At 72.2% G+C, this 25,324-nt stretch carries 27 protein-coding genes; 8 read left to right on the forward strand and 19 right to left on the reverse strand.

Going from position 1 to position 25,324, the window contains the following annotated elements:
* Positions 1 to 67: 67 nt before the first annotated feature.
* The 4 genes from B082_RS0126890 to B082_RS0126905 form a co-directional block, all read right to left on the reverse strand.
* Entirely contained in the window at positions 68 to 772 is a 705-nt protein-coding gene (locus B082_RS0126890) for a TetR family transcriptional regulator (protein WP_199783857.1), read from the reverse strand.
* A gap of 59 nt (positions 773 to 831) precedes the next feature.
* Positions 832 to 2,085 (reverse strand): GNAT family N-acetyltransferase, encoded by a 1,254-nt coding sequence (locus B082_RS0126895; protein ID WP_018554901.1) that lies wholly within the window; start codon positions 2,083 to 2,085, stop codon positions 832 to 834.
* A 91-nt stretch (positions 2,086 to 2,176) separates the two neighbouring features.
* The gene (locus B082_RS0126900) at positions 2,177 to 3,163 is read right to left on the reverse strand and encodes an asparaginase (RefSeq protein WP_018554902.1); all 987 of its coding nucleotides are present in this window, start codon (positions 3,161 to 3,163) and stop codon (positions 2,177 to 2,179) included.
* Between the two features lie 46 nt (positions 3,164 to 3,209).
* A complete protein-coding gene (locus tag B082_RS0126905) occupies positions 3,210 to 3,854 on the reverse strand; it encodes an ABC transporter substrate-binding protein (RefSeq protein ID WP_199783858.1) in 645 nt (214 codons plus the stop codon).
* Between the two features lie 117 nt (positions 3,855 to 3,971).
* Here B082_RS0126905 and dtd point away from each other — a divergent pair, with 117 nt between their 5' ends.
* Positions 3,972 to 4,421: a D-aminoacyl-tRNA deacylase gene (gene dtd / locus B082_RS0126910; RefSeq protein ID WP_037710977.1), complete on the forward strand. Its 450-nt coding sequence runs from the start codon at positions 3,972 to 3,974 to the stop codon at positions 4,419 to 4,421.
* 31 nt (positions 4,422 to 4,452) lie between these two features.
* Here the strand turns inward: dtd and B082_RS0126915 are convergent, their stop codons facing one another.
* The 6 genes from B082_RS0126915 to B082_RS0126945 form a co-directional block, all read right to left on the reverse strand.
* Positions 4,453 to 5,418, reverse strand: a complete 966-nt coding sequence (locus B082_RS0126915; RefSeq protein WP_018554905.1) for a YgfZ/GcvT domain-containing protein — start codon at positions 5,416 to 5,418, stop codon at positions 4,453 to 4,455.
* A gap of 20 nt (positions 5,419 to 5,438) precedes the next feature.
* Positions 5,439 to 5,918 carry a Fur family transcriptional regulator gene (locus B082_RS0126920; RefSeq protein WP_018554906.1) on the reverse strand — a complete coding sequence of 160 codons (480 nt, stop codon included), beginning with the start codon at positions 5,916 to 5,918 and terminating at the stop codon, positions 5,439 to 5,441.
* Positions 5,919 to 6,030: 112 nt separating this feature from the next.
* On the reverse strand, positions 6,031 to 6,603 hold the full coding sequence (locus tag B082_RS0126925; protein WP_018554907.1) for an FABP family protein: 573 nt from the start codon (positions 6,601 to 6,603) through the stop codon (positions 6,031 to 6,033).
* Positions 6,604 to 6,873: 270 nt separating this feature from the next.
* Entirely contained in the window at positions 6,874 to 7,761 is an 888-nt protein-coding gene (locus tag B082_RS0126935) for a hypothetical protein (RefSeq protein WP_018554909.1), read from the reverse strand.
* Entirely contained in the window at positions 7,758 to 8,627 is an 870-nt protein-coding gene (locus B082_RS0126940) for a hypothetical protein (protein WP_018554910.1), read from the reverse strand. The genes B082_RS0126935 and B082_RS0126940 overlap by 4 nt, the downstream gene beginning before the upstream one ends.
* Positions 8,624 to 9,469: a hypothetical protein gene (locus B082_RS0126945; RefSeq protein ID WP_018554911.1), complete on the reverse strand. Its 846-nt coding sequence runs from the start codon at positions 9,467 to 9,469 to the stop codon at positions 8,624 to 8,626. The genes B082_RS0126940 and B082_RS0126945 overlap by 4 nt, the downstream gene beginning before the upstream one ends.
* Positions 9,470 to 9,576: 107 nt before the next feature.
* Between B082_RS0126945 and B082_RS0126950 the strand changes: the two genes are divergently transcribed.
* Complete coding sequence (locus B082_RS0126950) at positions 9,577 to 9,939, forward strand: DsrE family protein (protein WP_018101651.1); 363 nt, start codon at positions 9,577 to 9,579, stop codon at positions 9,937 to 9,939.
* A gap of 102 nt (positions 9,940 to 10,041) precedes the next feature.
* On the opposite strand, the gene B082_RS0126955 is transcribed toward B082_RS0126950, so the two are convergent.
* The 8 genes from B082_RS0126955 to B082_RS0126985 all read right to left on the reverse strand — a co-directional run bounded on the left by B082_RS0126955 (position 10,042) and on the right by B082_RS0126985 (position 15,819).
* Positions 10,042 to 10,407: a DUF3099 domain-containing protein gene (locus B082_RS0126955; RefSeq protein WP_018554912.1), complete on the reverse strand. Its 366-nt coding sequence runs from the start codon at positions 10,405 to 10,407 to the stop codon at positions 10,042 to 10,044.
* Positions 10,408 to 10,685: 278 nt separating this feature from the next.
* The gene (locus B082_RS0126960; protein WP_018519671.1) at positions 10,686 to 10,973 is read right to left on the reverse strand and encodes a DUF1416 domain-containing protein; all 288 of its coding nucleotides are present in this window, start codon (positions 10,971 to 10,973) and stop codon (positions 10,686 to 10,688) included.
* 75 nt (positions 10,974 to 11,048) lie between these two features.
* The gene (locus B082_RS0126965) at positions 11,049 to 11,894 is read right to left on the reverse strand and encodes a sulfurtransferase (protein ID WP_018554913.1); all 846 of its coding nucleotides are present in this window, start codon (positions 11,892 to 11,894) and stop codon (positions 11,049 to 11,051) included.
* 159 nt (positions 11,895 to 12,053) lie between these two features.
* Positions 12,054 to 12,161, reverse strand: coding sequence for a putative leader peptide (locus B082_RS40535; protein ID WP_353961645.1), 108 nt, complete (start codon positions 12,159 to 12,161; stop codon positions 12,054 to 12,056).
* Between the two features lie 238 nt (positions 12,162 to 12,399).
* On the reverse strand, positions 12,400 to 13,089 hold the full coding sequence (locus tag B082_RS0126970; RefSeq protein ID WP_018554914.1) for a DUF2993 domain-containing protein: 690 nt from the start codon (positions 13,087 to 13,089) through the stop codon (positions 12,400 to 12,402).
* 180 nt (positions 13,090 to 13,269) lie between these two features.
* Positions 13,270 to 14,604 (reverse strand): hypothetical protein, encoded by a 1,335-nt coding sequence (locus tag B082_RS0126975; protein WP_018554915.1) that lies wholly within the window; start codon positions 14,602 to 14,604, stop codon positions 13,270 to 13,272.
* 10 nt (positions 14,605 to 14,614) lie between these two features.
* Complete coding sequence (locus B082_RS0126980; protein WP_018554916.1) at positions 14,615 to 14,869, reverse strand: MoaD/ThiS family protein; 255 nt, start codon at positions 14,867 to 14,869, stop codon at positions 14,615 to 14,617.
* Positions 14,870 to 14,931: 62 nt separating this feature from the next.
* Positions 14,932 to 15,819 carry an alpha/beta fold hydrolase gene (locus B082_RS0126985; RefSeq protein ID WP_078622664.1) on the reverse strand — a complete coding sequence of 296 codons (888 nt, stop codon included), beginning with the start codon at positions 15,817 to 15,819 and terminating at the stop codon, positions 14,932 to 14,934.
* Between the two features lie 244 nt (positions 15,820 to 16,063).
* On the opposite strand from B082_RS0126985, the gene B082_RS0126990 reads away from it, so the two are divergent.
* The 6 genes from B082_RS0126990 (at position 16,064) to B082_RS0127015 (ending at position 23,012) form a co-directional block, all read left to right on the forward strand.
* Positions 16,064 to 16,849 (forward strand): response regulator transcription factor, encoded by a 786-nt coding sequence (locus B082_RS0126990; protein WP_018554918.1) that lies wholly within the window; start codon positions 16,064 to 16,066, stop codon positions 16,847 to 16,849.
* 24 nt (positions 16,850 to 16,873) lie between these two features.
* Positions 16,874 to 17,929: a LacI family DNA-binding transcriptional regulator gene (locus tag B082_RS0126995; protein WP_018554919.1), complete on the forward strand. Its 1,056-nt coding sequence runs from the start codon at positions 16,874 to 16,876 to the stop codon at positions 17,927 to 17,929.
* A gap of 125 nt (positions 17,930 to 18,054) precedes the next feature.
* Complete coding sequence (locus B082_RS0127000; protein ID WP_018554920.1) at positions 18,055 to 19,197, forward strand: S1C family serine protease; 1,143 nt, start codon at positions 18,055 to 18,057, stop codon at positions 19,195 to 19,197.
* A gap of 86 nt (positions 19,198 to 19,283) precedes the next feature.
* Positions 19,284 to 20,015, forward strand: a complete 732-nt coding sequence (locus tag B082_RS0127005) for a response regulator transcription factor (RefSeq protein WP_018554921.1) — start codon at positions 19,284 to 19,286, stop codon at positions 20,013 to 20,015.
* On the forward strand, positions 20,012 to 21,442 hold the full coding sequence (locus B082_RS0127010) for a sensor histidine kinase (RefSeq protein ID WP_018554922.1): 1,431 nt from the start codon (positions 20,012 to 20,014) through the stop codon (positions 21,440 to 21,442). The genes B082_RS0127005 and B082_RS0127010 overlap by 4 nt, the downstream gene beginning before the upstream one ends.
* A gap of 247 nt (positions 21,443 to 21,689) precedes the next feature.
* On the forward strand, positions 21,690 to 23,012 hold the full coding sequence (locus B082_RS0127015) for an LPXTG cell wall anchor domain-containing protein (protein ID WP_026250247.1): 1,323 nt from the start codon (positions 21,690 to 21,692) through the stop codon (positions 23,010 to 23,012).
* A 74-nt stretch (positions 23,013 to 23,086) separates the two neighbouring features.
* On the opposite strand, the gene B082_RS0127020 is transcribed toward B082_RS0127015, so the two are convergent.
* Positions 23,087 to 24,982, reverse strand: a complete 1,896-nt coding sequence (locus tag B082_RS0127020; RefSeq protein ID WP_026250248.1) for a bifunctional metallophosphatase/5'-nucleotidase — start codon at positions 24,980 to 24,982, stop codon at positions 23,087 to 23,089.
* Positions 24,983 to 25,324 lie beyond the last annotated feature (342 nt).

A 25,324-nucleotide genomic window follows, 5' to 3' on the forward strand; every position in this document is an offset into this window, starting at 1 on the left:
CCGGGCCCCCGCCGAACCCGCCTGACCCTCCGTGTCCGCCGCGCCCGGCTTCCCCGCCGGACAGGCCCTAACCCTCCGCGTCCGCCCCGCCCGCCGGTCCCGAACCCTCCAGGCCCGACCGCAGCTGCGCGAAGCCCCGTTCCGCCGCCTCGACCGCCTCCGCGTACAGGTCGTCCGCCCGGCCGCCCTCGCTGACGCGCTGCCAGTTCTCCGAGGCCAGGACGCGCTGGACCGCGACGATCTGGCCCGCGGCCAGCCGGTCCGTCGCGCGGCCGCCCAGGGCGCGGGCGAGCGCGTCCTCCGAGCGGCTCAGGTAGGCGAAGAGGCGGGCCACCAGGGCGGGGGTGCCGTACAGCAGCGCGTGGTACGCCAGCACCTCCGGCGCGTCGCACAGACCGGTGATCGGGTCCCGGCGTTCCAGGCCGTCCAGGAAGTGCCGCCGCAGCGCGTCCAGGGGCGAATCACCGTCCGCGCGGGCGGCGACCACCCGCGCGGCCTCGTCCTCGTGGTCGGCGAACCGGAGCAGGGCCAAGTCCTCCTTGGCCGGGAAGTACCGGAAGAGCGTCGGTTTGGAGATGTCGGCCGCCGCCGCGATCTCCGCCACCGACACCTTGTCGAAGCCACGCTCCAGGAACAGGGTGATCGCGGCGTCGGAGACCGCCCGGTAGGTCAACTGCTTCTTCCGCTCCCGCAGGCTCATCGGGGCGGGCGACGCGTCGGCCGCGCCCCCGTCCGCCACGCCCGACCTGGCCTTCTCTGCGCTCATGACCATGAAGCGTACGCCCTTGACCTCAACCGGACTTGAGCCCTCCGCCGGTCCGGTGCCCCGGCTCAGAAGACGTCCGGGCACCAGGGCCGCCGCGCCGTCCGGAACACCGCGTCCGCTGCCGCCGCCGCGCCCGGGGCCGACTCCTCGACGCGGCCGAGCGCCACCAGCCGGGAGACCGACTCGTCGCCGAGCCAGAGCGTGCCCAGTTCCCGTACGTCCATCGCCAGGTCGGCCGAGCGCGTCGTCGGGACACAGGTGGCACCGCTCGGCGAGGCGTCCAGGTGGAAGCGGCCGGCCGCGAGGCCCGACGCGTCGTGGACCTCCAGGACCAGGGAGCCGGGCACCACGTAGGTGCGGGCCTCCAGGGCGCGTACGACGTCCAGGACGCGCGCCCACAGGAAGTCCGCCTGCGTCACGACGCGCGCCGCTCGCGGGTCCGGGAGCAGCAGCGGGAGCAGGTCGTCGGCGGGGCGGGGCCCGGTGCGGATCGTGGCGATCCAGTCCACCGAGCACAGGAAGTGCCACAGTGCCCGCTCGGCCGCCGGGGTCGTGGCGATCAGGCCGCGCACGGTCGCCCGGTTCAGCGGCTGCTTGGCGTCGCTCCAGTTCGCGTCGGCCCGGTAGGCGAGCATCCCGTCGACCGTCCCGTCGGGGCCCCGGTAGAGGGCGTAGAAAGGTTCGGTCCAGGGCTCGTTGGGGAAGAGCGACTGTCCCGTGAGCAGGTCCCACCAGCGTGGGTCGCGGCTCACCACGCCGTGCTGCCGGGCCCGCAGCCGGTCGTGCAGGGCGGGGCCCAGCTCGCGGATCCCGGCGCCGTCCACCAGGTCGATCCGGCCGCCGTCACCGGCCTCCGGGACCCGGCGGTGCGGGTCGAGGCCGGTGCGGTGGACGTCGATCTCCCACTCGGTGGTCCCGGCCGCCGGGCCGAATCCGTACCGCCCGTAGATCGGGTACTCGGCGGCTATCAGCGTCGCCGCCACGTCGCCGCGCTCCTTCGCCGCCGCCAGGTCGGCGGCCATCATCCGCGAGAGCAGCCCGCGCCTGCGGTGGGTGGGCGAGACGGCGACGTTGGTGACCGCGTCCGTGGGCACCGTCGCGCCGCCGACGACCGTCAGCTCCTGGGCGAACGAGCGGAACGTCGCGACGCACCGCCCCGCGTCGAACACCCCCTGGACGCGGGACAGGTCCATGTACGACAGGCGCCCGGCCACCTCCTCGTCCGACGGGGTGGGCGGCCTCAGGAAGCCGGTGTTCAGGGCGCGCAGCCAGTCGGGGAACTCGGACGGGGTGACGGTACGGATATCCAGGGCGGTCATGCGGCCCACGCTAGGAGAGCGTGCCGGGGCCTGTCGCATGGTTTTGACGGCCGTACGGCCGGGAAGGGCACGGCCTTCGCGGCCAGGGGCCTCAGAACGCCGCCCTGATCTCCCCCACCTCCACCGCGCCGCCCGTCAGCGGCGCCCGGCCGATCCGCGAGACCACCGGGGCATCGACCCCCAGCAGCCCCAGCGCGCGGCCCAGCACCGGGCGCAGCGCCCGGGTGGAGCCGTCGTCGATCTTGAAGGCGAGGGCCCTGCCGTCCGCCAGGGCGACCGCCTGGACGGCCTCCGCGCCCATCTTGGAGAGGGTGCCGGGCACCTCGCGCATCAGCCAGGTGTCCGGGCGCCGCGTGCCCGCCACGTACTCCGGGTGCGCGCGCATCGCGTCCGCCACCCGGCGCTCGGCGGTGCCCTCCCGTGCCGTGACGAACGCACGGAACGCCCGCGCGAGGCCCACCAGCGAAATGGCCATCAGCGGCGCTCCGCAGCCGTCGGTGCCGACGGCCGCGACCGGTTCGCCCGCGGCCTCCTCGACGACCTGGTGGACCAGCTGCTGGAGGGGGTGGCCGGGGTCGAGGTAGCCGGGCAGGTCCCAGCCGTTGCGGGCGCAGGCCGCGAGCATCGCCGCGTGCTTGCCGGAGCAGTTCATCGTGAGGCGCTCGCGGACGTGCCCGGCGGCGAGATACGTCTCGGCCTCCACCGGGTCCAGCGGCAGGTCCGGCGGGGTCTGGAGGTCGTCCGGCGACAGTCCGTGCTCGGCGAGCATCTTGCGTACGAGATCGAGGTGGAAGCCCTCGCCGGAGTGGCTCGCGGCGGCCAGCGCCAGCCGCTCACCGGACAGGTCGAGCCCTGCCCGCAGCACGGCCGCGGCCTGCATCGGCTTGTTGGAGGAGCGCGGGAAGACCGGCGCCGCCGGGTCGCCCAGGGCCAGCTCCACGCTGCCGTCGGCGGCGAGCACCACCAGTGAGCCCCGGTGGTGGCCCTCCACGAATCCGGACCGTACGACCTCGGCCAGCACGGGCAGGCCGGGGGCCGGGTCGGATATGGCGGGGGTGCGGGCTGCGCTGGAGGTCATGGTGGCCTTCCGGGGACGGACGGGACCCGCCCCCGGAAGGATCGCCTCAGGCGAGCAGGTCGTCTACTTGTGCTTCCCCGTCACGGTACCTGCGGGCGATCTCCGCGCCGCAACCGTCGGCCGTGCGCTGGAGCCGGTGCCGGCGGCGGGAGACCTGCTGTTCGTAGCGGACCAGGCGCCCCATCGCGGTGTGCAGCTCTTCGTCCGTCCGGGCGTCGAGGTCGGAGAGTTCGACCTCGGCGAGCGTCTCGGCGGCCAGCTTGCGGTACTCGGCGCTGCGCGGCACGGACAGCGTGACGTGCCGTGCGGATGAGCGGTGCGGCGACGGGGCGTCGGCGAGGATCTCCGACAGCCGGTCCACCACCGGCGACTCCGGGTCCCGGCGCCGGGCCAGCTCGGCCCGCAGGATGTCGATCCGCCCCTGGACGAGCCGCCGCACATAGCTGAGGTCGGCCTCGTCGCGCCGGGCGTCGCGGCGCAGCGCGCGCAGCTCCGGCAGTCTCAGGGCGCCCAGTTCGGTCCGGGGCCCGCCGCCGTCGCCCTCGTCACCGCCCTGACCGGTCCGCTGCACGGGCGGGCGCATGGTGCTGGTACTCGTACCGTTGCCGATGCCCGTACCGGTGTTGCTGCTGACGCCGGGGCGCGCGACCGGCACTGCGCCCGGGGACTGCCCGGTTCCATGGGTGCTCATGCTTGTGTCCATCCCCTCGACCGGTGCGTCGGCGCACCGCCTCCCGAGCATGGTGCCACCCCGAGGGTCCTTGTGGAGATGCTCTGTACCCGTTCAGCCCAAGATAGGTTGGTCTGTATGCGTGCAGTGGTACAGAGGGTGGATGGCGCGAGCGTCTCGGTTCGGGACGCCGCGGGCGACGGCGGGGGCTCTTCCGTCGTCGGTGAAATAGTCGGCGAGGGCCTGTGTGTGCTGGTGGGAGTGACCCACGAGGACACCCCGGAGAAGGCGGCGCAGCTCGCCCGCAAGCTCTGGTCGGTCCGCATCCTGGAGGGCGAGAAGTCCTGCTCCGATGTGAATGCGCCGCTTCTGGTGATTTCGCAGTTCACTCTCTACGGGGACGCCCGGAAGGGCCGCCGGCCCACCTGGAACGCCGCGGCGCCCGGCGAGGTCGCCGAGCCTCTGGTGGACGAGGTGGTGGCGCGGCTGCGGGCGCTCGGGGCGACGGTGGAGACGGGCCGGTTCGGGGCGGACATGCGCGTCTCGCTCACGAACCACGGCCCGTTCACCGTCATCGTCGAGGTCTGAACCCCGGCCAGGCGGCCGGTGCGGACAGGACCTAAGGCTCGACCACCGTCTCCTGGGCCGCCGCCGTGTCCCCGGCCAGCAGCTCCGCGTCGACGGCCACGTTCCGCTTCACCAGGGCCAGGGCGATCGGGCCCAGTTCGTGGTGGCGGGCGGAGGTGGTGACGAAGCCCAGCTGGCGGCCCTCGGCGCCGTCGGCCGCCAGCCGGACGGGGGTTCCGTGGCCGGGCAGATGGACCTCGCTGCCGTCCAGGTGGAGGAAGACCAGGCGGCGGGGCGGCTTGCCCAGGTTGTGGACCCGGGCGACGGTCTCCTGGCCCCGGTAGCAGCCCTTCTGGAGGTGGACGGCGGTGCCGATCCAGCCCAGCTCGTGCGGGATGGTGCGGTGGTCGGTCTCGAAGCCGACCCTCGGCCGGTGGCCCTCCACGCGCAGCGCCTCATGGGCCAGGACCCCGGCGAGCGGGCCGTGCCCGGCCGCGTACGCCTCCAGTCCGGCGCGCGGCAGGAACAGGTCGCGGCCATACGCCGTCTCGCGTACGACGGCCCCTTCGGGCACCTCGGCGATGGAACCGGCCGGCAGGTACACCACCGCGTAGTCCTCGGTGCGGTCGGCGACCTCCACCCGGTAGAAGAACTTCATCGACTCCAGATAGGCGATCAGTTCGCCCTGCGTACCCGGCTCGACGTGCATCCACACCGTCTCGCCGTCGTCAACGAGGTACATGGCGTGCTCGATGTGGCCGTTCGCGCTGAGGATCAGGGCCTCGGTGGCCTGCCCGGGGGCGAGGTCGGTCACGTGCTGGGTGATCAGGAGGTGCAGCCAGGCCAGCCGGTCGCTGCCGGTGACGGTGACGACGCCGCGGTGCGACAGGTCGACCAGACCCGATCCGTCGGCGAGGGCGCGCTGCTCGCGGAACAGGTCGCCGTAGTGCGCGGCGACGCCTTCGTCGCGGCCCTCGGCGGGGACGGCGCCGGGCTGGGACAGCAGGGGGCTCTTCATGCGACCAGCGTACGACTGGTTCAGACCCCGGCGGCCGGTGCGGGGTCTCCGGACGGCCCCGCGGTGCCCGGCCCGTCCGCCGCCTTCGCCGCGCAGCCGGCGCAGCGGCCGAAGATCGCGAAGTGCTTCATGTCCGTTTCGAACCCGAACGCCCCGCGCAGCTTCGCCGTGAACTCCTCGACCACAGCGACGTCGGCCTCGATGACGTCGGCGCAGTCCCGGCAGACCAGGTGGATGTGGTGGTGCCGGTCGGCCAGGTGGTACGTCGGGGCGCCGTGGCCCAGATGGGCGTGGCTGACCAGCTCCAGCTCCTCCAGGAGCTCCAGGGTCCGGTAGACGGTGGAGATGTTCACGCCGGACGCGGTCCGGCGCACCTCGGAGAGGATGTCGTCGGGCGTCGCGTGTTCCAGCGTGTCGACGGCTTCCAGGACGAGCTGGCGCTGCGGCGTCAGCCGGTAGCCACGCCGGCGGAGGTCGGTCTTCCAGTCGGTGCTCACCACAGCCCCCAGTGTAGATCCGGGCGGAACGACTGCTCCGGGAAAGCGGGGACCACCGCTTCGGGCAGTGCCTGCTTGACGAAGGCGTGCCTGCTTGAACGTGAGGAAGGCGCGCCTACTTGAAGAAGGCGATGCCGTCGTCCGGCAGGTCGCCGAGGCTCTTGGCCATCGCCTCGACCTCCTCGGGTGTGACGGTCTTCTTCAGGTGCGCCGACATGTACGGCCGCAGCTCGACCTCGGGCGTCGCCTTCTCGCCGACCCACATGAGGTCGCTGTTCACATAGCCGTAGAGCCGCTTGCCACCGCTGTACGGGCCGGAGGCGGCGGTCCGGGCCACCGCGTCGGTGACCAGGTCGATCTGCGGCTTCTTGTCGGCCAGCTCGCCGTACCAGATCTCGATGACGCCCTGGTCGCGGGCCATGACGACCTCGACCTTGCGGTCCTTGTCGATGCGCCAGTAGCCGGTCTCGGTCTCCAGGGGGCTGACCTTGTTGCCCTCGGCGTCGAGCACCCAGGAGCGCGAGGTGTACTCCAGGAAGTCCCGGCCGTCGTGGCTGAAGGTGACCTCCTGGCCGAAGTTGCACTTCTCGGCACCGGGGAAGTCGGACACCCCCGCGCCCACCCAGTTGCCCAGGAGGAAGGCCAGCGGGACGAGGTCCGGGTGGAGGTCGGACGGGATCTCGATCATGAGCGGCTCAGTCGATCTGTGAGGCGGGAGGCGGGGACGCCCGGAACGGGGAGGTGGTCAGCGCTGACCCTGGTACAGCTTCTTCACGGTCACACCGGCGAAGGCGAGAACGCCGACGCAGACCAGGACCAGCAGGGCGGAGAAGAATGCCTCAAGCACGGGGGCTCCTCGAACGAGCGGTATGGCGGCAGTACAGGGCAGTACAGGACCGGGCCCCAGCCTAATGGGTGGGGCCCGGTGTCGCCGGTCCGGGGCGTCCCGCGGAGCGGCTCAGCCCAGGAGCTGGTTCTGGAGGATCACCGTCTGGTGGAACGGGATGCGGGCCGTGCCGCCGGCTCCCTTACGGGACTGGACGACCACGGCGACCGTGTCGCCCGCGACGACGTAGCCGATCCGTATCTGCTCGGCACCGAACGGCTTCGGCTCGTTGAAGACGTACGACGCGGTGTTCTCCACCTTGCCGCCGCCCCGCCAGCTCTCGTCGAGCACCAGGAACTGCGCGCCGGGCACCGCGTCGCCCGGCGACGACGCCCCGATGTAGCGCTCGTCGCGGAACGCGTCGGCGTCCTCGGACGAGCTGAACCGGAGCAGGTAGATCCGGCTCGACGCGCCGTCCGGCATGGTCCAGCCGCGCGCCGCGATGTGCCGCAGGGTCCCCTCGCGCAGGGTGTCGACGAGGTCGGTACGCCGCTCCTTCACGTACTCGGACGCGAACTGCTCCGTGCTGACCCAGCCGCCCTTGAGCTTCTTGTCCACCGTGGCCCCGGCCGGTGCGGGGAGCAGCAGCTCGCGCAGGTCGGCGTGGTGGACCTCGGACGGGTTGCCGGCGCTGAAGGGGCGCGGCTCGCCGGCCGGGAGCGCGGGCAGGGTGAGCCGGGGGTAGTCCCAGCGCCCGTCGGCCTCGGTGGCCAGTCCCGGGACGTCCGTACGTTCCATCGAGGTGATGCCGTACGCCGTACCCGCCCCGACCGCCCCGAACACCAGCACGGCGACGGTCCAGCGCGCCACGGCCCGCAGCGCGCGGCGCGGAGGCCGGGGGGCGGCCGGGACGGGGAGCGGCGGCATGAGCGGCATGGGCGGCGCGGCGGGGGCCTGCGGCGGTACGGAGACGGGTTCGGCCACGGCCTCGGGCTCCGGTGCGGCCGTCTGCTCGGTCATATGTACTCCCCCGGGGACGTGATGTGGTTGAGCTGGTCCTTCACCAGCTCGGCGACGGCCGCCTTGTCGAACGGCTTGGTCCCGGATGCCGAGAACGTGACCATCACCTCGCCCTCGTACGCCATGCAGAACATCCCCTCGATCCGCTGCTTGCTGTTCTTGGGGTCGCGGAAGCACTTGGCGTTCTTCTTGTGGCCGTCGATCTTCGGCCCGTCGCGCAGGGCGTCGATGCTGCCGAAGAGTCCGGCCCGGAAGGAGTAGAGGTCCTTCAGGGCCTTCCTGTCCTTCATCCGCACCAGCTGGGTGGCGATGACCAGGTCGTTGTCGTTCGAGGTGTACGTGCGGACGGCCAGGCCCTGGACGCGCAGCTTGTCGACCCGCTTCTCGAAGTCGCGCCGCTGCCGGCCGGACAGGCCGCGCCCGCCCTCCTTCATCTCGGCGGCGGCCGCGCGACCGCTGACCTCCGCGTCGTTGCCGTAGGTGCCGGAGTCCGGGCCGAGCCGGTAGCCGGGCGGGACGGGCAGCAGCAGCTTGCTCAGCTCGGTGGAGGCACGGCCCCGGGCGACGTCGCCGGCCGGGTCCTTGCCCGGCTCGTGCGCGGGCTCCTCCCACAGCTGGGTCGTGACGGTGCGGTCCGCGTCGTCGACGGTGGTCTTCGTGTACGCGGCGGCGCCGCCGACGGCGGCGAGCACCAACACGACGGGGACGGCGGTGAGCACCACCCGACGCGTCCGGCCCCCGCGCACGGGAACGGGCGCGTCCGCAACGGCCGCGGGCTCGGGAGCGGACTCGGGGACGAGCGCGGGCTCGGGTACGGGAGCGTGGTCGGTGGCCGGGGCGGGCTCGGGCGTGTGGTCGTCGTTCACAGGCGCTCCAGCTGTCTCTCGGCCAGCGTCCGGATGTCCTTCTTGCTGATCGGCACGGTGTCGAAGACGTTGATGTCGACCATGACGTCGCCCCGCTGGAAGATCGCCCTGGCGTGGTGGACAGGCATGTATCCGGGCTTCCGGTCGGCCGGGAAGATGTAGTACCGGCCGTTGCCGCTGCCCTTGAGGGCGGTGCCCTCGTTGCCCGCGCCGTGGTCGGTCCCCGGCATGTACGAGCGCTGGTCCTCCGCGTGGTCGGCCGCCGCGGCGCCCGAGCGGAACTGCACCAGCCAGACGGTGGCCGTGCGGTACTCGCCCTTCTTCCAGGCGGCGCCCGCGACCCGCCGGATGCCCTGGTCGAGGAGGTTGCCGTACATGTAGTCCTCGTCCTCGAAGTCGAGTGCGTAGTCCTCGACCCCCAGCCACCCGTCCCAGCCGAGCGTGCTCAGCAGCTTGTCCTCCTCCCAGCCCTTCGGCCGGGGCGCGACGAGCTTGCGCAGATCGCCGTCCGTGCGGACCTGGCGGTCCTGCGACGCGGGCAGCGGGTCCGGCTTCTTCGCGGCGGGCAGCGCCTTCGCCGGGTACGCGAGATCCGGCTGCGAGAGCGCGGTGAGCGGTGTCGGCGCGCGTCCGGCCTGGACGTCGTAGCCGACCGCGACGCCGCCCGCGATGCCCAGCAGGGCCGCGGCGGCGATGATCAGCGTCGTACGCCCGCGCGGGCGCCGCCTACCGGCGACGTTGGCGGGTGCCGGTGGCTCCGCGGGCGCCGGTGTGTCCGCGGGCGCCGGCGGCCCTGCGGGCGGCTCGGGCTGCCCGTCGGAAATGTTGTCGTCCCTGTGCAAAATGGGTCCCCCCACGAGACCTTGAAGCGCGGATTCCGTTATCCGCGCACACAACTGACCCACAGGTTGCCGACGGGGTTGTGCGGCCGACGATTACAGTTCCGTATATGCCGAAGAAGCTCGTGATCAAGGTGACCGCAGGTGCCGACTCCGCCGAGCGCTGCTCGCAGGCCTTCACCGTGGCGGCCGTCGCCGTCGCCAGTGGGGTGGAGGTTTCGCTCTGGCTGACCGGGGAATCCGCGTGGTTCGCCCTGCCGGGACGCGCCGCCGAGTTCGAACTGCCGCACGCCGCGCCACTGCCGGACCTGATCGAGTCGATCCAGGCGGGCGGCCGGATCACGCTGTGCACGCAGTGCGCGGCCCGGCGCGACATCACCGAGGAGGACGTCCTGGAGGGCGTACGGATCGCGGGCGCGCAGGTCTTCGTCAGCGAGATCATGGCCGACGGCGTGCAGGCACTCGTCTACTGAGCAGGCTCCGCCGCTGAGAAGGGGTCCACCGCTGAGCGGGGGTACGCCGCCGAGCAGGCTCCGCCGCTGAGAAGGGGGCCGACGCCGCAGGCTCCGCGCCCGTCAGCCGCGCCGTTTCCGGCCGTCCAGCTCGTCCCACCACGCGTCGGACTCCGGATCTCCGGTGCGGCAGGCGGGCCCGCCGGTCCCGTTCTTGCGGGGCCGTGCGTCGGGGGACGGCGGCGCGTCACCGGACTCGCGCGCGTCGGTGGACGGAGGCGGACGGGGCGCGGGGTCGTCCCACCAGCGGTCCTCCGGCCCTTTGCGGTTGCCGACCATCGCGGCGACCGGCGGGATCACCATCGCGACCACGCACATCGCGATGGCGGCGGGCATCGACCAGAGCCTCACGAAGGCCCAGGCCGAGACGAAGAGGACGAGGCATACGCCCATCAGTACGAAGTAGGCGCGCCGGCGTCGGCGGTACATGAGTCCAGCGTAGGACGGATTGGCCCGCTCGGCCGTTCCGGAGCGAGCGGCCGTTACGGGAGGCCCGGAATCCGCGTCCGGACAGCCCGAAGGGCCGTACCCGCGTCAAGGAAGCGTCCAACCCCCTGGGGCACGGCCCTTCGGCCGGTCGCCGGCTGTGTGCCGGCACCACTGCTAGAGCCTGTCGTCACATTCCCGTCTGCCGGCCGACGCCATGCACGCACTCTCGCCGCACCGGCCCGCCCTCCGGGCGAACGACGGTAATTCGACGACGGGCCCTAGACGGCGATGGCCACCTCGGCGAGGCCACCCGTCTGCGCCACGACCGTGCGGTCCGCGCTGCCGCCGGGGACGAGGGCGCGCACCGTCCAGGTGCCCTCGGCCGCGTAGAAGCGGAACTGTCCGGTGGCCGAGGTCGGGACCTCGGCGGTGAACTCGCCGGTCGAGTCCAGCAGGCGGACGTAGCCGGTGACGGGCTCGCCGTCGCGGGTCACGCTGCCCTGGATGGTGGTCTCACCGGGCTTGATGGTCGAAGCGTCGGGGCCGCCGGCCTTTGCTCCACACATGGTGTTGTGTCCTTCGGGTCTCAGTCGTGCTGGTCGGGAGTCCGCCCGCTCGCGCGGGCGGAGTGGCACGGGGCCTTACTTGTTGGCGCCGAGCTCGATCGGCACGCCGACGAGGGAGCCGTACTCGGTCCACGAACCGTCGTAGTTCTTGACGTTGTCGACGCCGAGCAGCTCGTGCAGCACGAACCAGGTCAGGGCCGAGCGCTCACCGATGCGGCACAGCGCGATGGTGTCCTTCGCCAGGTCGACCTGCTCGGCCTCGTAGAGGGCCTTGAGCTCTTCGTCCGACTTGAAGGTGCCGTCGTCGTTGGCGTTCTTCGACCACGGGATGTTGCGCGAGCTCGGCACGTGGCCGGGGCGCTGCGACTGCTCCTGCGGGAGGTGGGCCGGGGCGAGCAGCTTGCCGCTGAACTCGTCGGGCGAACGCACGTCGACGATGTTCTGGTTGCCGATCGCGGCGACGACGTCGTCGCGGTAGGCGCGGATCGACTCGTCCTGCGGCTTGGCCTTGTACTGCGTGGCCGGGCGGGACGGGACCTGGTCGCCGTCCACCAGGTCGCGGGAGTCGAGCTCCCACTTCTTGCGGCCGCCGTCGAGCAGGCGGACGTCCTGGTGGCCGTAGAGCTTGAAGTACCAGAACGCGTAGGACGCGAACCAGTTGTTGTTGCCGCCGTAGAGGACGACCGTGGTGTCGTTGCCGATGCCCTTCTTCGACAGCAGCTCCTCGAAGCCGGCCTGGTCGATGAAGTCACGGCGGACCGGGTCCTGGAGGTCCTTGGTCCAGTCGATCCGGATCGCGTTCTTGATGTGGTTCTTCTCGTACGCGGAGGTGTCCTCGTCGACCTCGACGATCGCGACCTGCGGGTCCTCGATGTGGGCCTCGACCCAGTCGGCGTCTACCAGGACGTCGCTACGGCTCATTGTGTTTCTCCTCCGGGGCAGTCTGCGGCGAGATGATGCGAATCGTGCGTGATGCGGATGTACGGGGCGCGGGCCGGGCCCGCGGGTACAGGCAACATGCGGGATGGCCCCGACGTGCGGTCGAAGGGCCTGGGGAATGCGGGAAACCGGACGTCCCGCTCAGACAGTGCGACAGAGCATGGCGGCGACGCGGCACAGGTCCACTGCCCGCCGCTTCGTGAGATCCGCCTGTCCCCGCTGCGGGAGACCGCTAATAGAGCACTGCATGGCACCGATCGTAGGGACGTACGGGCGGACATGTCACCGCCGTGTCGCATATTGAGACACGATCGTCCGTGATGTGGGATACGAGGCGGATGCACGCAGCTGCCGAGCCGCTCCCCGGGGCACGCCGAAGACCGGCCATCTGCGGACCGGACTCGGACGTCTCACTATGTGGCGGGCCGTCGGGCGAGAGCCGCCGGCCGCCCCGGCGCGCCTGAGCCCTACCCGGCCACGGGCGGGATCATCCCGCGAGCCGTACATCCGTACCCGTCACCGAGATCTCCAGGCCGTCGGAGGTCGGCTGGATCTTCTCCAGCTTCAGGCCGTTCGGCAGCCCGCCGACCTCGCGCTCGAAGTCGGTCTTCTCGCGGATGAGGCCCTCCAGTCCGGGTATGCCCTCGCCCGGCACCTTGTCCGCGCGGACGCGGACGGTGTGGCCGTCGACCAGGGTGACGGAGGACAGGACGCTGCGCGACATCGTGCGCCCCAGGATGTTGACCGCGCCGGTCACTTTCACCTTGCCCTTGCCGCCGTACTCGACGGCGACGCCGTCGCTGGCGGCCTTGGTCAGGTCCTCGTACGAGATGACCGCGGTGCCGGTCGCGTGGGCGGCGGTGGCGCCCGAGAAGCCGTCGGTCAGCCGCACCTCGTGCAGCTCGGCGTTCATCGTGGAGATCCGCAGGGTACGGCCGGCGGCGGTCGTCTCGATCCCGGTGATCGTCACGTCCACCTCGTCGAGTTCCGATCCGGCGACCTGGGTCAGGAACGGGAAGCCCTTGATGGAGATGTCGGTGGAGCCGATCCGCGCCCCGTCCACCTTCACCCGGTCCTCGGCCTGCGACTCGGCGACGTACACCGCCACCCGGTCCACGGCGACGAACACCCCCGCCAGAATCACCAGGACGACGAGTGTCGTTCGCAGTGCACGCATGCCTGTCCTTCCCCCCGCCTGCCCGTCCGTCCGGGCGCTCGGCGCCCGTGAGCCTCCTGCGACCGCACGGCACGTCTCCGCGTGATCGACGTGCGAAAGCCCCCCAACGGTTCCCCGTGGAGGGCTTCGCCATGCGGCTGGGACGGCACCGGTTCCGGTCCCGGCGGCCGCCGTACGGATTTACGTCAGCACCCGGCCGAGCAGATAGACGGCCGGGGCCGCCGCGGTGAGCGGCAGGGCCACACCCGCGGTCATGTGCACGAATCGTGACGGATAGTCATAGCTCGCCACCCGCAGCCCGATCAGCGCGCAGACCCCGGCGGCGAGGCCGAGCAGCGCACCCTTCGAGCCCAGGTCGGTGACGGCACCGGCGACCGCGCCCGCCCCCGCCGCGAGGACCAGCGCCGCCACGACCGAGACCGGTCCGGGCAGCGGCAACGCCCGGACGAGCACCGCCACGGCCACCGCGACCGCGCCCACCGTCACGGCGTCCGGGACGGCCGCGAGGTGCCCGGCCGCGAGCACCGCGAGCGCGGCGGACGCGACGGTGGCCATCAGCCCCTGCATCCGCTCGTCGGCCCCGGCCCGGCTGCGCAGCTGGAGGACGACGGTGAGCAGCACCCAGACGCCCAGCGTGCCGATGATCGCGGCCGGACCGTTCTCCCGGCCCGCCGCGAGCAGTGCCACATCGGCGACCAGCCCGCCGGCGAACGCGAGCGCGATGCCCTGCCGGGCCGGCCACATCCCGTTGAGCCGGAACCAGCCCGCCGCCGTCACCGCCTGGAGCAGCACCAGCGGTACGGCCAGGGCGTACGAGCCGATGGCCGCGCCGAGCGCGAGCAGCAGCCCGAGCGCGGCCGTGATCGCGGCCGGCTGGATTCCCGGCGCGATGATCGGGGAACGCCCCTCGGCTCGGGCGCGCTGCGCGTCGGTGATGCGGGCGTTGCCCAGCGTGGTGGGCGCGCTGTAGCCGTCGTCACCGGCCGCCCCGGCCGGGGCGGGGGCAGGGGCAGGGGCAGGAGCGGCCCGCACCTCGGGGGGCAGTGGGTACGAGCCGGTCCCGCCGGGTGCGGAGGCGTGCCGGGGAGGCAGGGAGGCGGGGTCCACGGGCGGCACCGGGGCCGGCCGGTCCGGGGACGGGACGGCCGGCTGGTACTGGGTGTCCCAGGTCTGGCCCTCCCAGGTCTGCGCGGCTCCGTGCTCCGGCGACCCGGCCGAGGCATCCGCGTACCCCTGACCGGCGTATCCCTGACCGGCGTATCCCTGACCGGTGTGTCCCTGGCCCGCGTATCCCTGACCCGCGTGCGACGGATCGCCGTACGCCTGCTGGTCGTAGGGCTGCTGACCGTAGGGCTGCTGAGGCTGCTGAGGGTGCTGCTGCTGTGCGTGGGGGTACTGCTGCGGCTCCTGCCCGTACGGGTACTGGGGCTGGGCCTGATGCGGGTGCGGGGCCGGGTACTGGGGCGGCTGCTCCGGGCCCGGGTAGTACGGCTGCTGCTGATCGCTGTTGCTCATGTTCTGCGGTTCACCCTCCTGCGAACGGCGGGAGCACCTCGACCGTGCCGCCCTCGGCAAGGCGTACGGTCTCATGGCTCCGGGTCCCGACGGGGTCGCCGTCGATGAGGAACGAGCACCTGCGCAGCACGCTGCTCAGCTCGCCGGGGTGCCGCGCGCGCACCGCGTCGAGCGCCTCCTTGAGGGTCGCGGCGGCGTACGGCTCCTCCGCGGTCCCGGCCGCGGCCTTGGCGGCTGCCCAGTAGCGGATCGTTCCCGCAGGCATGGCGGCGCTCCTTTCGTTCCGTTCGTCGTGTGCCGGTCGGGGCATCGGCTGCCCATCATGGTTCACCGCCGCACCGCCCATTCGGCGATGCGGGTGAGCAAGGTCTCGTCCGCCGCGTTCTCCGCGTGGCCCATGCCGCGCTCCAGCCACAGGTCGGCCGCCCCGCCCGCGGCGGCGGCGAGCGTGCGCGGGTGGTCGAGCGGGAAGTACGGGTCCCGGTCGCCGTGCACGATCAGCAGGGGCGCCGGAGCGATCAGGGCCGCCGCGGCGACCGGGGAGAGCGGGACCGGGTTCCACTCGTCGTGGTGGATGCGCGTACGGAAGCCGTAGCGCCCCACCAGCCGGCCGGTGGGGCGGGTGACCATCCAGTGCAGGCGGCGCATCGGGGCCGTCCCCCGGTAGTACCAACGCGCCGGGGCGCTCACGGACACCACCGCATCGGCGTACGCCCCCGTACACGCCTCTGTGCGCCCCCCGCGCTCCGCGACGGGCCGGCCGCCCTCGCCGTCCGCCGCCGGGTCCGCGTACAGCGCGCCGTGCCGCAGCACCACCGAGCCGCCCATCGAGAAGCCGACCGTCACCACCCGCCCGTACCCGAGCGAGCGCGCCCAGGACACCGCCGCCGCCAGGTCCAGCACCTCGCGGTCGCCGACCGTGGAAAGACCGCCGGACCCGCCGTGGCCACGGAAGGAGAAGCTGACCACGGCCGCGTACCGGGAGAACGTCCGCACGGCCCGCCGGACCGCCGGACGGTCGGCCGAACCGGTGAATCCGTGCGCGACGACGATCACCGTGCCCGGGTCCCCGGCCCCGGCGTCATCCGCCGTACACGGGTCGTGCACCGCCTCGATCCCGACCCCGTCATCCGCCCGCAACGCGGCTCTCAGCGGGCCGCGCGTGATCGAGCGAACAGAGGAATCCGGAATTCTCCCCTCGGACACAGAACTCATGTGGGTTATTCTCCTGTGAAGAGGATCCGGGCAAAGCAGCCCCCGGGTCCTTTTGTGCTTTCCGGACGTTGTTACGACGACGTTTCGACAAGCTCAGCGGAACACCAGCGTACGAAGCAGAGCCGCATACTCCCCCGGGTCCCACCCGGGAGTGCCCCTCTCGCAGGGAACTGAGGAGGACCGACGTCATGGGCGAGCCAACCGTGCACGATCAGCGACCGATGAACCGAGCAGGTGGGCGCCGATGAGTTCCCTTCTGCTCCTGACGAATGCCCTCCAGCCGTCGACGGAGGTGCTCCCCGCCCTCGGCCTCCTGCTGCACAGCGTGCGGGTGGCCCCCGCCGAGGGCCCCGCCCTCGTCGACACCCCCGGGGCCGACGTCATCCTCGTGGACGGACGCCGTGACCTGCCCCAGGTCCGCTCGCTCTGTCAGCTGCTGCGGTCCACCGGACCCGGCTGTCCGCTGATCCTCGTCGTCACGGAGGGCGGGCTCGCGGCCGTCACCGCGGACTGGGGCGTCGACGACGTCCTGCTGGACACGGCGGGCCCCGCCGAGGTCGAGGCACGGCTGCGGCTGGCCACCGGCCGGCAGCAGATCACTTCCGACGACTCCCCGATGGAGATCCGCAACGGTGATCTCTCGGTGGACGAGGCGACGTACAGCGCGAAACTCAAGGGCCGGGTCCTGGACCTGACCTTCAAGGAATTCGAACTGCTCAAATATCTGGCCCAGCACCCGGGCCGGGTCTTCACCCGCGCACAGCTGCTCCAGGAGGTCTGGGGCTACGACTACTTCGGCGGTACGCGCACGGTCGACGTCCACGTACGGCGGCTGCGCGCCAAGCTCGGCCCCGAGCACGAGTCGCTCATCGGCACCGTCCGCAACGTGGGCTACCGGTTCGTCGCGCCCGAGAAGGTGGAGCGGGCGGCCGAGGAGGCCAAGGCGGCCGCGCGCGCCGTCACCCACTCGGAGCAGCCCGGCGTTGCCGAGGTCACGGAAGAACCCCCGGTCCGGCCTGCCAAGAGGTAGGTCCATCCGCGTAGACTGCCGCGCGTGGCCAAGGTGACGCGGGACGATGTGGCGAGACTGGCGGGTACGTCGACCGCTGTGGTCAGTTACGTCATCAACAACGGACCCCGGCCGGTCGCCCCGGCCACGCGCGAGCGGGTGCTCGCCGCGATCAAAGAGCTGGGTTACCGGCCGGACCGGGTCGCCCAGGCGATGGCCTCGCGGCGGACCGACCTCATAGGCATGATCGTGCCGGACGCCCGGCAGCCCTTCTTCGCCGAAATGGCGCACGCGGTCGAACAGGCCGCCGCCGAGCGCGGGAAAATGGTGCTCGTCGGCAACTCCGACTACCGCGACGAGCGCGAGGTCCACTATCTGCGGGCCTTCCTCGGCATGCGGGTCTCCGGCCTGATCCTGGTCAGCCAGGGCCCCAGCGAGCGCGCGGCGGCGGAGATCGAGGCCTGGGACGCCCGGGTCGTCCTGCTGCACGAGCGGCCCGAGGCCATCGACGACGTCGCGGTCGTCACCGACGACGTCGGCGGCGCCCAGCTCGCCACCCGCCACCTCCTCGAACACGGCAACGCGTACGTGGCGTGCCTCGGCGGCGTGGACTCCACCCCGGCGGTCGGCGACCCGGTCGCCGACCACATCGAGGGCTGGCGCCGGGCCATGCACGAGTCGGGCCGCTCCACGGAGGGCCGCCTCTTCCAGGCCCCGTACAACCGCTACGACGCCTACCAGGTGGCGCTGGAACTGCTCGCGGGCCCCGACCGGCCCCCGGCCATCTTCTGCGCGACGGACGACCAGGCCATCGGCGTACTGCGGGCGGCGCGCGAGCTGCGCATCGACGTGCCGGGCGAGCTGGCGGTCGCGGGCTTCGACGACGTGAAGGAAGCCGGGCTGACCGATCCGCCGCTGACGACGGTCTTCTCGGACCGCCCCGCGATGGCGCGGGCCGCCGTCGACCTGGTGCTCGACGACTCGTTGCGGGTGTCGGGGTCGCGGCGGGAGCGGCTGAAGCAGTTCCCCTCCGCACTGGTGGTCCGCCGCTCCTGCGGCTGCGGGGAGCCCCCGGCGGCGGACCGGCCGCCCATGTCCTGAGGCTCGCGCCGACGAGCACCGGGCGGCCTTGACCGGGCCGCCCTTATATCGGGCATACGCGGTTCTGCCGGGCTTCTCAGGGCGTACTCACGGTCCTCTCATCTTGGCCGGACAGTCTCATAGACATGACAGAGAGCCAGCGCCCGAGCGGCGAGTACCCGACGTACCCCTCGTACGGCAACGGCGACGCGGCCTACCCGCCGCCGCCGTCATACCAGCCCGTCCAGCCGGTCCCCATGGGCCCCGGAACCACCGTGTGGCCCGCGCCGGCCCCGGCCGACGGGCACTCGGGCGGCGGTGACCAGGGCGGCGGCCCGTACGGTCACGGCCTGCCGCAGCCCGCCCCCGAGCCCCCGGCCCGGCGCCGGGTCCGCAAGCCGGTCGCGCTCCTCGCGGCCGTGGCCATCGCGGCGGCGGTCGTGGGCGGCGGCACGGCGACGGTGATCGGCAAGCTCACCGACAACGGCACCGTCACCGCCGCCGGGAGCGGCGTCGTCCCCGGCACCACCGTCTCGCAGAGCAGCAAGGGCACGGTCGCCGGAGTGGCCGCGGCCCTCTCGCCGACGATCGTGGAGATCGGCGCGACGTCGACGGCCGGCCAGTCGACCGGTTCGGGCGTGGTCATCACCGCCGACGGCGAGATCGTCACCAACAACCACGTCATCGCGGGCGCCTCGGCCATCAAGGTCACGCTGAGCACCGGCAGGACGTACACCGCCGACGTCGTCGGCACCGACGCCGACAAGGACCTCGCGCTGATCAAGCTCCGGGGCGCGAGCGGGCTGAAGACCGCCACGCTGGGCGACTCCTCCCAGGTCGCCGTCGGCGACGAGGTCGTCGCGATCGGCTCGCCCGAGGGCCTGACCGGCACGGTCACCAGCGGCATCGTCTCCGCGCTCGACCGTGACGTCACGGTCGCCAAGGACGGCGACAGCGGCCAGGACCAGAGCCAGGGGCAGGAACAGCAGGGCGGCGGCCGCCAGTGGCCGTTCCAGTTCGGCGGACAGCAGTTCAACGGCGACACCGGCGAGTCCACCACCACGTACAAGGCCATCCAGACCGACGCCTCGCTCAACCCGGGCAACTCCGGCGGCGCGCTGATCAACATGAACGGCGAGATCATCGGCATCAACTCCGCCATGTACTCGGCGAGCTCCGCCGCCGGCTCGGGCAGCTCAGGCGCGGGCAGCGTCGGCCTCGGCTTCGCGATTCCCGTGAACACACTGAAGGCCGACCTCGACACCCTGCGGGCGGGCAACGGCTCCTGACCGGTCCGGCGCCGGCGGCCGTGCGAGGCTGAGAAGCTGGTGCACGCGCCCCGGCCCGTACCGAACGAGAAGAGGACGAAGCAGCGATGAGCCCCGCCGATGACGATCCGCAGCGCATCCTGATCGTCGACGACGAGCCCGCCGTGCGCGAGGCCCTGCAACGCAGCCTCGCCTTCGAGGGATACGGCACCGAGGTCGCCGTCGACGGCCTCGACGCGCTCGCCAAGGCGGAGTCGTACGCCCCCGACCTCATCGTCCTGGACATCCAGATGCCGCGCATGGACGGCCTGACCGCCGCCCGCCGCATCCGCTCCACCGGCACCACCACGCCCATCCTGATGCTCACGGCCCGGGACACCGTCGGCGACCGCGTCACCGGACTCGACGCGGGCGCCGACGACTACCTCGTCAAGCCCTTCGAGCTGGACGAACTCTTCGCCCGCATCCGCGCCCTGCTGCGCCGCAGCTCGTACGCGGTCGCGGCGGGCGGCCCCGTCCCCGACGACAACGTGCTGTCCTTCGCCGACCTGAAGATGGACCTCGCCACCCGCGAGGTCACCCGCGGTACCCGGCGCGTGGAGCTGACCCGTACCGAATTCACCCTCCTGGAGATGTTCCTCGCGCACCCGCGCCAGGTGCTGACCCGCGAGCAGATCCTCAAGGCGGTCTGGGGCTTCGACTTCGAGCCCAGCTCCAACTCCCTGGACGTGTACGTGATGTACCTGCGCCGCAAGACCGAGGCCGGCGGCGAACCGCGCCTGGTCCACACGGTCCGGGGCGTGGGGTACGCGCTGCGCTCCGGCGGGGGCGAGGGGTGACGGGGCCCCTGCACCGCTTCCGCGCCCTGCCGCTGCGCTCCCGGCTGGCCCTGCTGGTCGCGACGGCGGTCGCGGTGGCGGTGGCAGCGGTGGCGGTGGCCTGCTGGTTCGTCACGCGGGCTCAGCTGGAGGAGCAGCTGGACACCACCCTGCGCAACACCACGGTCGACGAGCGCTATCTCAGCTCCTTGTACGCGTACTGCTTGGATCCCACTCAGCAGGAACCGCCCCGCACCGACTCCGGCCTCACCGTCCAGCTGATCGATGCCCAGGGCACAGTCTGCATCGCACCGGACTGGTCACCGCTCTCGGTGGGCAGGGCCGACCTCGCCGTGGTCAATCGCGAGGTGCGCAGCACGCTGCACACCGCGTCCGCCGCAGACGGGGTGAAAATGCGCGTCTTCACCAAATCGGCGGAGGTCAAACGGGGCCTCGGTCAGCCGAACCTGAAGATCGCCGTCTCCGTCGCCCGTCCCCTGAGCGAGATCGACAAACCCCTCTCCACCCTCGCCTGGGTCCTCCTCCTCGTCTCCGGCATCGGCGTGGTCGGCGCCGGCGCCGCCGGGCTCTGGGTCGCCCGTTCCGGGCTGCGTCCCGTCGACGAGCTGACCGAGGCCGTCGAGCACGTCGCCCGTACCGAGGACCTGACCGTCCGCATCCCGGTCGAGGGCGAGGACGAGATCGCCCGCCTGTCCCGGTCGTTCAACTCGATGACCGCCTCGCTGGCCACCTCCCGGGACCGGCAGGCCCAGCTCATCGCGGACGCCGGTCATGAGCTGCGCACCCCGCTGACCTCGCTCCGTACCAACGTCGAACTCCTCGCCCGCAGCGACGAGACGGGCCGGGCGATCCCGCCGGACGACCGCAAGGCGCTGATGTCCTCGGTGAAGGCCCAGATGACGGAGCTGGCCTCGCTCATCGGCGACCTCCAGGAACTGGCCCGCCCGGACGCCGCCAAGACCGGCCCGCTCCAGGTGGTGGCCCTGCACGACATCACCCGTACCGCCCTGCAACGGGCCCGGCTGCGCGGCCCCGAGCTGACGATCACGGCCGAGCTGGCCCCCTGGTACGTGCGCGCCGAACCCGCGGCGCTGGAGCGGGCGATCGTCAACGTCCTGGACAACGCCGTGAAGTTCAGCCCGCCCGGCTCCACGATCGACGTGGAGCTGCACCGGGGCCGGCTGACGGTACGGGACCACGGCCCCGGTATCCCCGCCGACGAACTCCCCCACGTCTTCGAACGCTTCTGGCGCTCCCCGTCCGCCCGCCAGCTCCCCGGCTCGGGCCTCGGCCTGTCGATCGTGGCCCGTACGGTCCAGCAGTCGGGCGGCGACATCGCCCTGAGCCCGGCCCCGGGCGGCGGCACGGAAGCCGTGATCAGCCTCCCGGGGGCACCGCAGCCCCCGCCGGACGGGGTGCCGGAGTAGCGCCACCCTCCGCGTGACGTTCCACACAGGGAAAGCGTACGGACCGAGAGCAACTGCACTCTTTGCCGATATCTGTCCGCACCCGCCGTTCACGCTTCGTCCGGGATCTTCGGAAATCGCTTTCGTCCGGCTCCCAGGAGCCTCATACGATCTTCACAGCCGCCCGCGTGAGCGAACCACCGCGGCCGGCGTTCTTTCAGATTTTCTCCGCTTTTCCCCTTTTCCGATCCGGACCCCAAGGGCACATGTGAAGATTCGTCGCACTCTCGCCACCGCCGTGGCCTTCGCCATCACCACCCCCGCCGTTCTCCTCTCCGTCACCCCGGCCTTCGCCGACTCCAAGCCGGCCGCGGAATCGCGGGCCAAGCCGACGATCGAGGAACTCGAAAAGGCCGCGGCCGAGGCCCAGAAGGCCTACGACAAGGCCCTCGCCGCGAAGGACGCCGGCTACGAGGAGCTGAAGACCGCCCTCTCCGACAAGGCGCCCCTCGCCGTGGCGGCCGCTGCCGCCCGTAAGGCGGCCAACGAGGCCGCTGCCGCCAAGACCGCCGCCGACCAGGCCGTCACCGATGCCGAGGCGGCCCTCGCCAACCTGCCCGACACCGCGACCGACGCCGAGCGGACCGCCGCCGAGAAGGCCGTCACCGACGCCGAGACCGCCGCCGCCACCGCGGCCACCGCCAAGACCGAGGCCGACACCAAGGCCACCGAGGCCGACACCGCGTCCGACGACGCCCGGGTCGCCGCCGCCCGCGCCTACTCCGTCCTGCAGAACGCCCTGGCCGACGCCCTCGCCGCCAAGACCGCGGCGGACGAGGCGCTGACCAAGGCCCGGGACGAGGAGAAGGGCGGCCAGGACTGCGTGGGCGCCGACCTCACCGCCGTCGTGACCGGCATGCCCTCCTCGGTCACCGCCGGTACGACCACCACCTTCTCGCTCCGCGTCGGCAACGGCACGAAGCAGACCCTCGACGCGGTCACCACGTACGCCAACGTGCACACCACCGACACGACCGGCCTCAAGACCACCGACGGGTCCATGCACCTCCAGTGGTCCACCACCGCCTCCCCGAAGTGGCGTGCCGTCCCCGCCGACCACCTCATCAGCGGCCTCGGTCCGCTGAAGGCCGGCGCGCACACCGACGTCAAGCTCCGTCTCACGGCCGACGCCAAGGCCCCGGCCGGCAACGGCGTCGTCCTCACCTCGGCCGACTACGTCAACAAGGACGGCTCCTGCGGCGGCGGCGCCGGCATGGACACGTACGCCTTCACGGTCAAGGCGGCGGGGTCCAAGACCGGGACGACCGGCGGCACGGGCGGCACGGGCGGCACCGGCTCCGGCTCCGGTTCCGGTTCCGGTTCCGCGGGCACGACCGGCTCCACCGGCGGGTCCGGGCAGCAGGCCCAGGGCTCGGCGTCCGACGACTCGGTGACCGCCGGGGGCGGCCTCGCCTCCACGGGTGCCTCCGACGCCACCGTCCCGCTCGGGCTCGCCGGCGGCGCGGCCGTGGTCCTCGGCGGGGCGGCCGTGCTCGTCGTCCGCCGCCGCCGGGCCGGCGCGGAAGCCTGAGCGGGGCCCATAAAAAATGGGGGAGGGGCTGCGGGCCGGGTGACCGGTCCGCAGCCCCTCCCCCCTTCCGGGTGCTACTGGACGACCGTGATCCGGTCCGTCGCCGGCGGGGCCAGCGGGGCCGAGGCCGTGGAGTGCGCGGCCAGGTAGTCGTTGAACAGGTCCAGGTCGGAGGCGCCGACGAGCTTGTTGGTGCCCTCCCCGAGCGCCGCGAAGCCGTCACCGCCGCCCGCGAGGAACTCGTTCATCGCGACGCGGTACGTCTTGCCCGCGTCGATCGCCTCGCCGTTCAGCTCGATGGTGTCGGTGACCACGCGGTCCGCGCCGGACTTCGTCATGTCCAGCGTGTAGGTGAGGCCCTCGGACACCTGGAGGATCTTCGGGCTGGCCTCGTTCGAGCCGCTGACCTGCTGCTGGAGGGCGCTGACGAGCTGCGCACCGGTCAGGTCGACGACGTTCATCATGTTGGTGAAGGGCTGCACGGTGAACGACTCCCCGTACGTGACGACCCCGTCGCCCTCACTGCCCGACGCCTTGTAGACCAGATCGGCGCGGATGCCGCCCGGGTTCATGAAGGCGACGACCGCACCGCCCTTGTCCGCCGGGGCCAGGCCCTCCAGCTGCGCGTCCGCGATCAGGTTGCCGAGCGGCTTCTCCGGGGCCGTGGAGCCACGGCCGTCGATGTCGGCCGAGATGTAGCCCTGCGGCCGGTTCGAGATCGGCGCCGCGAGGGTGTTCCAGCGGGCGATCAGGTCCGTCATGTCCTTGGCCGGCGTCTGGTCCCGGCTGACGATGTGGTTCGCCGAGACCGGGTTCGACGGGGCGGGGGCGTGGTGCTTGGAGCCCTTCTTGGCCGAGCCCTTCACCGCCGTGCGCACGATGTCGTTGGTGCGGCGGTCGTAGGTCAGTGTCGTGTCCGTGTACAGCTTGCCGAACGACGCGGCCGACGTGACCAGGCGCGGGTTGCCCGCCGGGTCCGGGATCGTGCACACGTACGCCTGGTGGGTGTGGCCCGTCACCAGCGCGTCGACCTTCGGCGTGATGCCCTTGGCGATGTCGGTGATCGGCCCGGAGATGCCGTCACCGGCGCCGGGGCTGTCGCAGTCGTAGTCGTACGCCGCGGAGGCGGGCGCGCCGCCCTCGTGGATCAGGGCGACGATGGACTTGACGCCCTGCCGGTCCAGCTCCTTGGCGTACTTGTTGATCGTCTCGATCTCGTCGTGGAACTTCAGGCCCTTGACGCCGTTGGCCGTCACGATGTCCGGCGTGCCCTCCAGGGTCACCCCGATGAAGCCGATCTTGACGCCGTTCTTCTTCCACACGGTGTACGGACGGAGGATCGGCTTGCCCGTCTTCTCGTCCGTCACATTGGCGGCCAGATACGGGAAGTCGGCCCCCTTGAACTTCTTGCCCTTCTCGTAGCAGCCCTCGACCGGGTGGCAGCCGCCGTTCTGGAGGCGGGCCAGCTCGGTGGCGCCCTCGTCGAACTCGTGGTTGCCGACGCTCGTCACGTCGAGGTCGATCTTGTTGAGCGCCTCGATGGTCGGCTCGTCGTGGAACAGCCCCGAGAGCAGCGGGCTCGCCCCGACCATGTCGCCGCCGGCCGCGGTGATGGAGTACGGGTGGCCCTTGCGGGCGGTGCGCAGCGAGGAGGCGAGGTACTCCACGCCGCCGGCCGGGACGGCCTCCGTCGTGCCGTCGGCCTTCGTCTCGGTGACCGTACCGGCGGAGCCCTCCGGGGGCTCCAGGTTGCCGTGCAGGTCGTTGAAGGACAGCAGCTGCACGTCGACGGTCCGCGCCGGCGTCTGGTGGCCGTGGCCCTTTCCGTGCCCGTTGCCGTGGCCGTGCCCGTGACCGTGACCGTGGGCGCCGGCCGGCGTGGCGGCGACGAGGGCGCCCACGGTGACCAGACCGGCCGCGGCGGCGAGCACCCGCCGGGACGCACGTTTCTTCTGCGGTGTCGCTGACATCGGTCCCCTTGTGAGTTCAGCGGGTGGTTCGAGTACGCGTCCGAGGACGCGAGCCGCAGCCTAGAGTCAACGCGCGTAGCGCGACAGATGTTTGCGGTTACGAACTGGTTGCCGCCCGATCGGAACGGGGCCATCCACCCATATGGGTGCGCGGGGGTGCGCCTCGCACCCGCGGGGGTGCGCCTCCACCCGGTGGGTGGGGGTGGGGTCCCTCCGGGCAGACTCCTCAAAAATGGCGTGTTCACCCGACGACGAACAGGTACCCGGGTCGTACGCCATTTTCTGCGGGGACTGCCCTGCACGCCCCCACCCGGACGCGTATGCGTCTGCGACAGTCGTCCC

The sequence above is a fragment of the Streptomyces sp. ATexAB-D23 genome (assembly GCF_000373645.1).
Classification (GTDB): Bacteria; Actinomycetota; Actinomycetes; order Streptomycetales; family Streptomycetaceae; genus Streptomyces; species Streptomyces castrisilvae.

Bases quoted from the DNA above. Each gene is read 5' to 3' on its own strand.
- B082_RS0126890 (WP_199783857.1), bottom strand. From the start codon at position 772: ATGGTCATGAGCGCAGAGAAGGCCAGGTCGGGCGTGGCGGACGGGGGC.
- B082_RS0126895 (WP_018554901.1), bottom strand. From the start codon at position 2,085: ATGACCGCCCTGGATATCCGTACCGTCACCCCGTCCGAGTTCCCCGAC.
- B082_RS0126900 (WP_018554902.1), bottom strand. From the start codon at position 3,163: ATGACCTCCAGCGCAGCCCGCACCCCCGCCATATCCGACCCGGCCCCC.
- B082_RS0126905 (WP_199783858.1), bottom strand. From the start codon at position 3,854: ATGAGCACCCATGGAACCGGGCAGTCCCCGGGCGCAGTGCCGGTCGCG.
- dtd (WP_037710977.1), top strand. From the start codon at position 3,972: ATGCGTGCAGTGGTACAGAGGGTGGATGGCGCGAGCGTCTCGGTTCGG.
- B082_RS0126915 (WP_018554905.1), bottom strand. From the start codon at position 5,418: ATGAAGAGCCCCCTGCTGTCCCAGCCCGGCGCCGTCCCCGCCGAGGGC.
- B082_RS0126925 (WP_018554907.1), bottom strand. From the start codon at position 6,603: ATGATCGAGATCCCGTCCGACCTCCACCCGGACCTCGTCCCGCTGGCC.
- B082_RS0126935 (WP_018554909.1), bottom strand. From the start codon at position 7,761: ATGACCGAGCAGACGGCCGCACCGGAGCCCGAGGCCGTGGCCGAACCC.
- B082_RS0126950 (WP_018101651.1), top strand. From the start codon at position 9,577: ATGCCGAAGAAGCTCGTGATCAAGGTGACCGCAGGTGCCGACTCCGCC.
- B082_RS0126955 (WP_018554912.1), bottom strand. From the start codon at position 10,407: ATGTACCGCCGACGCCGGCGCGCCTACTTCGTACTGATGGGCGTATGC.
- B082_RS0126960 (WP_018519671.1), bottom strand. From the start codon at position 10,973: ATGTGTGGAGCAAAGGCCGGCGGCCCCGACGCTTCGACCATCAAGCCC.
- B082_RS0126965 (WP_018554913.1), bottom strand. From the start codon at position 11,894: ATGAGCCGTAGCGACGTCCTGGTAGACGCCGACTGGGTCGAGGCCCAC.
- B082_RS40535 (WP_353961645.1), bottom strand. From the start codon at position 12,161: ATGCAGTGCTCTATTAGCGGTCTCCCGCAGCGGGGACAGGCGGATCTC.
- B082_RS0126970 (WP_018554914.1), bottom strand. From the start codon at position 13,089: ATGCGTGCACTGCGAACGACACTCGTCGTCCTGGTGATTCTGGCGGGG.
- B082_RS0126975 (WP_018554915.1), bottom strand. From the start codon at position 14,604: ATGAGCAACAGCGATCAGCAGCAGCCGTACTACCCGGGCCCGGAGCAG.
- B082_RS0126980 (WP_018554916.1), bottom strand. From the start codon at position 14,869: ATGCCTGCGGGAACGATCCGCTACTGGGCAGCCGCCAAGGCCGCGGCC.
- B082_RS0126985 (WP_078622664.1), bottom strand. From the start codon at position 15,819: ATGAGTTCTGTGTCCGAGGGGAGAATTCCGGATTCCTCTGTTCGCTCG.
- B082_RS0126990 (WP_018554918.1), top strand. From the start codon at position 16,064: ATGAGTTCCCTTCTGCTCCTGACGAATGCCCTCCAGCCGTCGACGGAG.
- B082_RS0127000 (WP_018554920.1), top strand. From the start codon at position 18,055: ATGACAGAGAGCCAGCGCCCGAGCGGCGAGTACCCGACGTACCCCTCG.
- B082_RS0127005 (WP_018554921.1), top strand. From the start codon at position 19,284: ATGAGCCCCGCCGATGACGATCCGCAGCGCATCCTGATCGTCGACGAC.
- B082_RS0127020 (WP_026250248.1), bottom strand. From the start codon at position 24,982: ATGTCAGCGACACCGCAGAAGAAACGTGCGTCCCGGCGGGTGCTCGCC.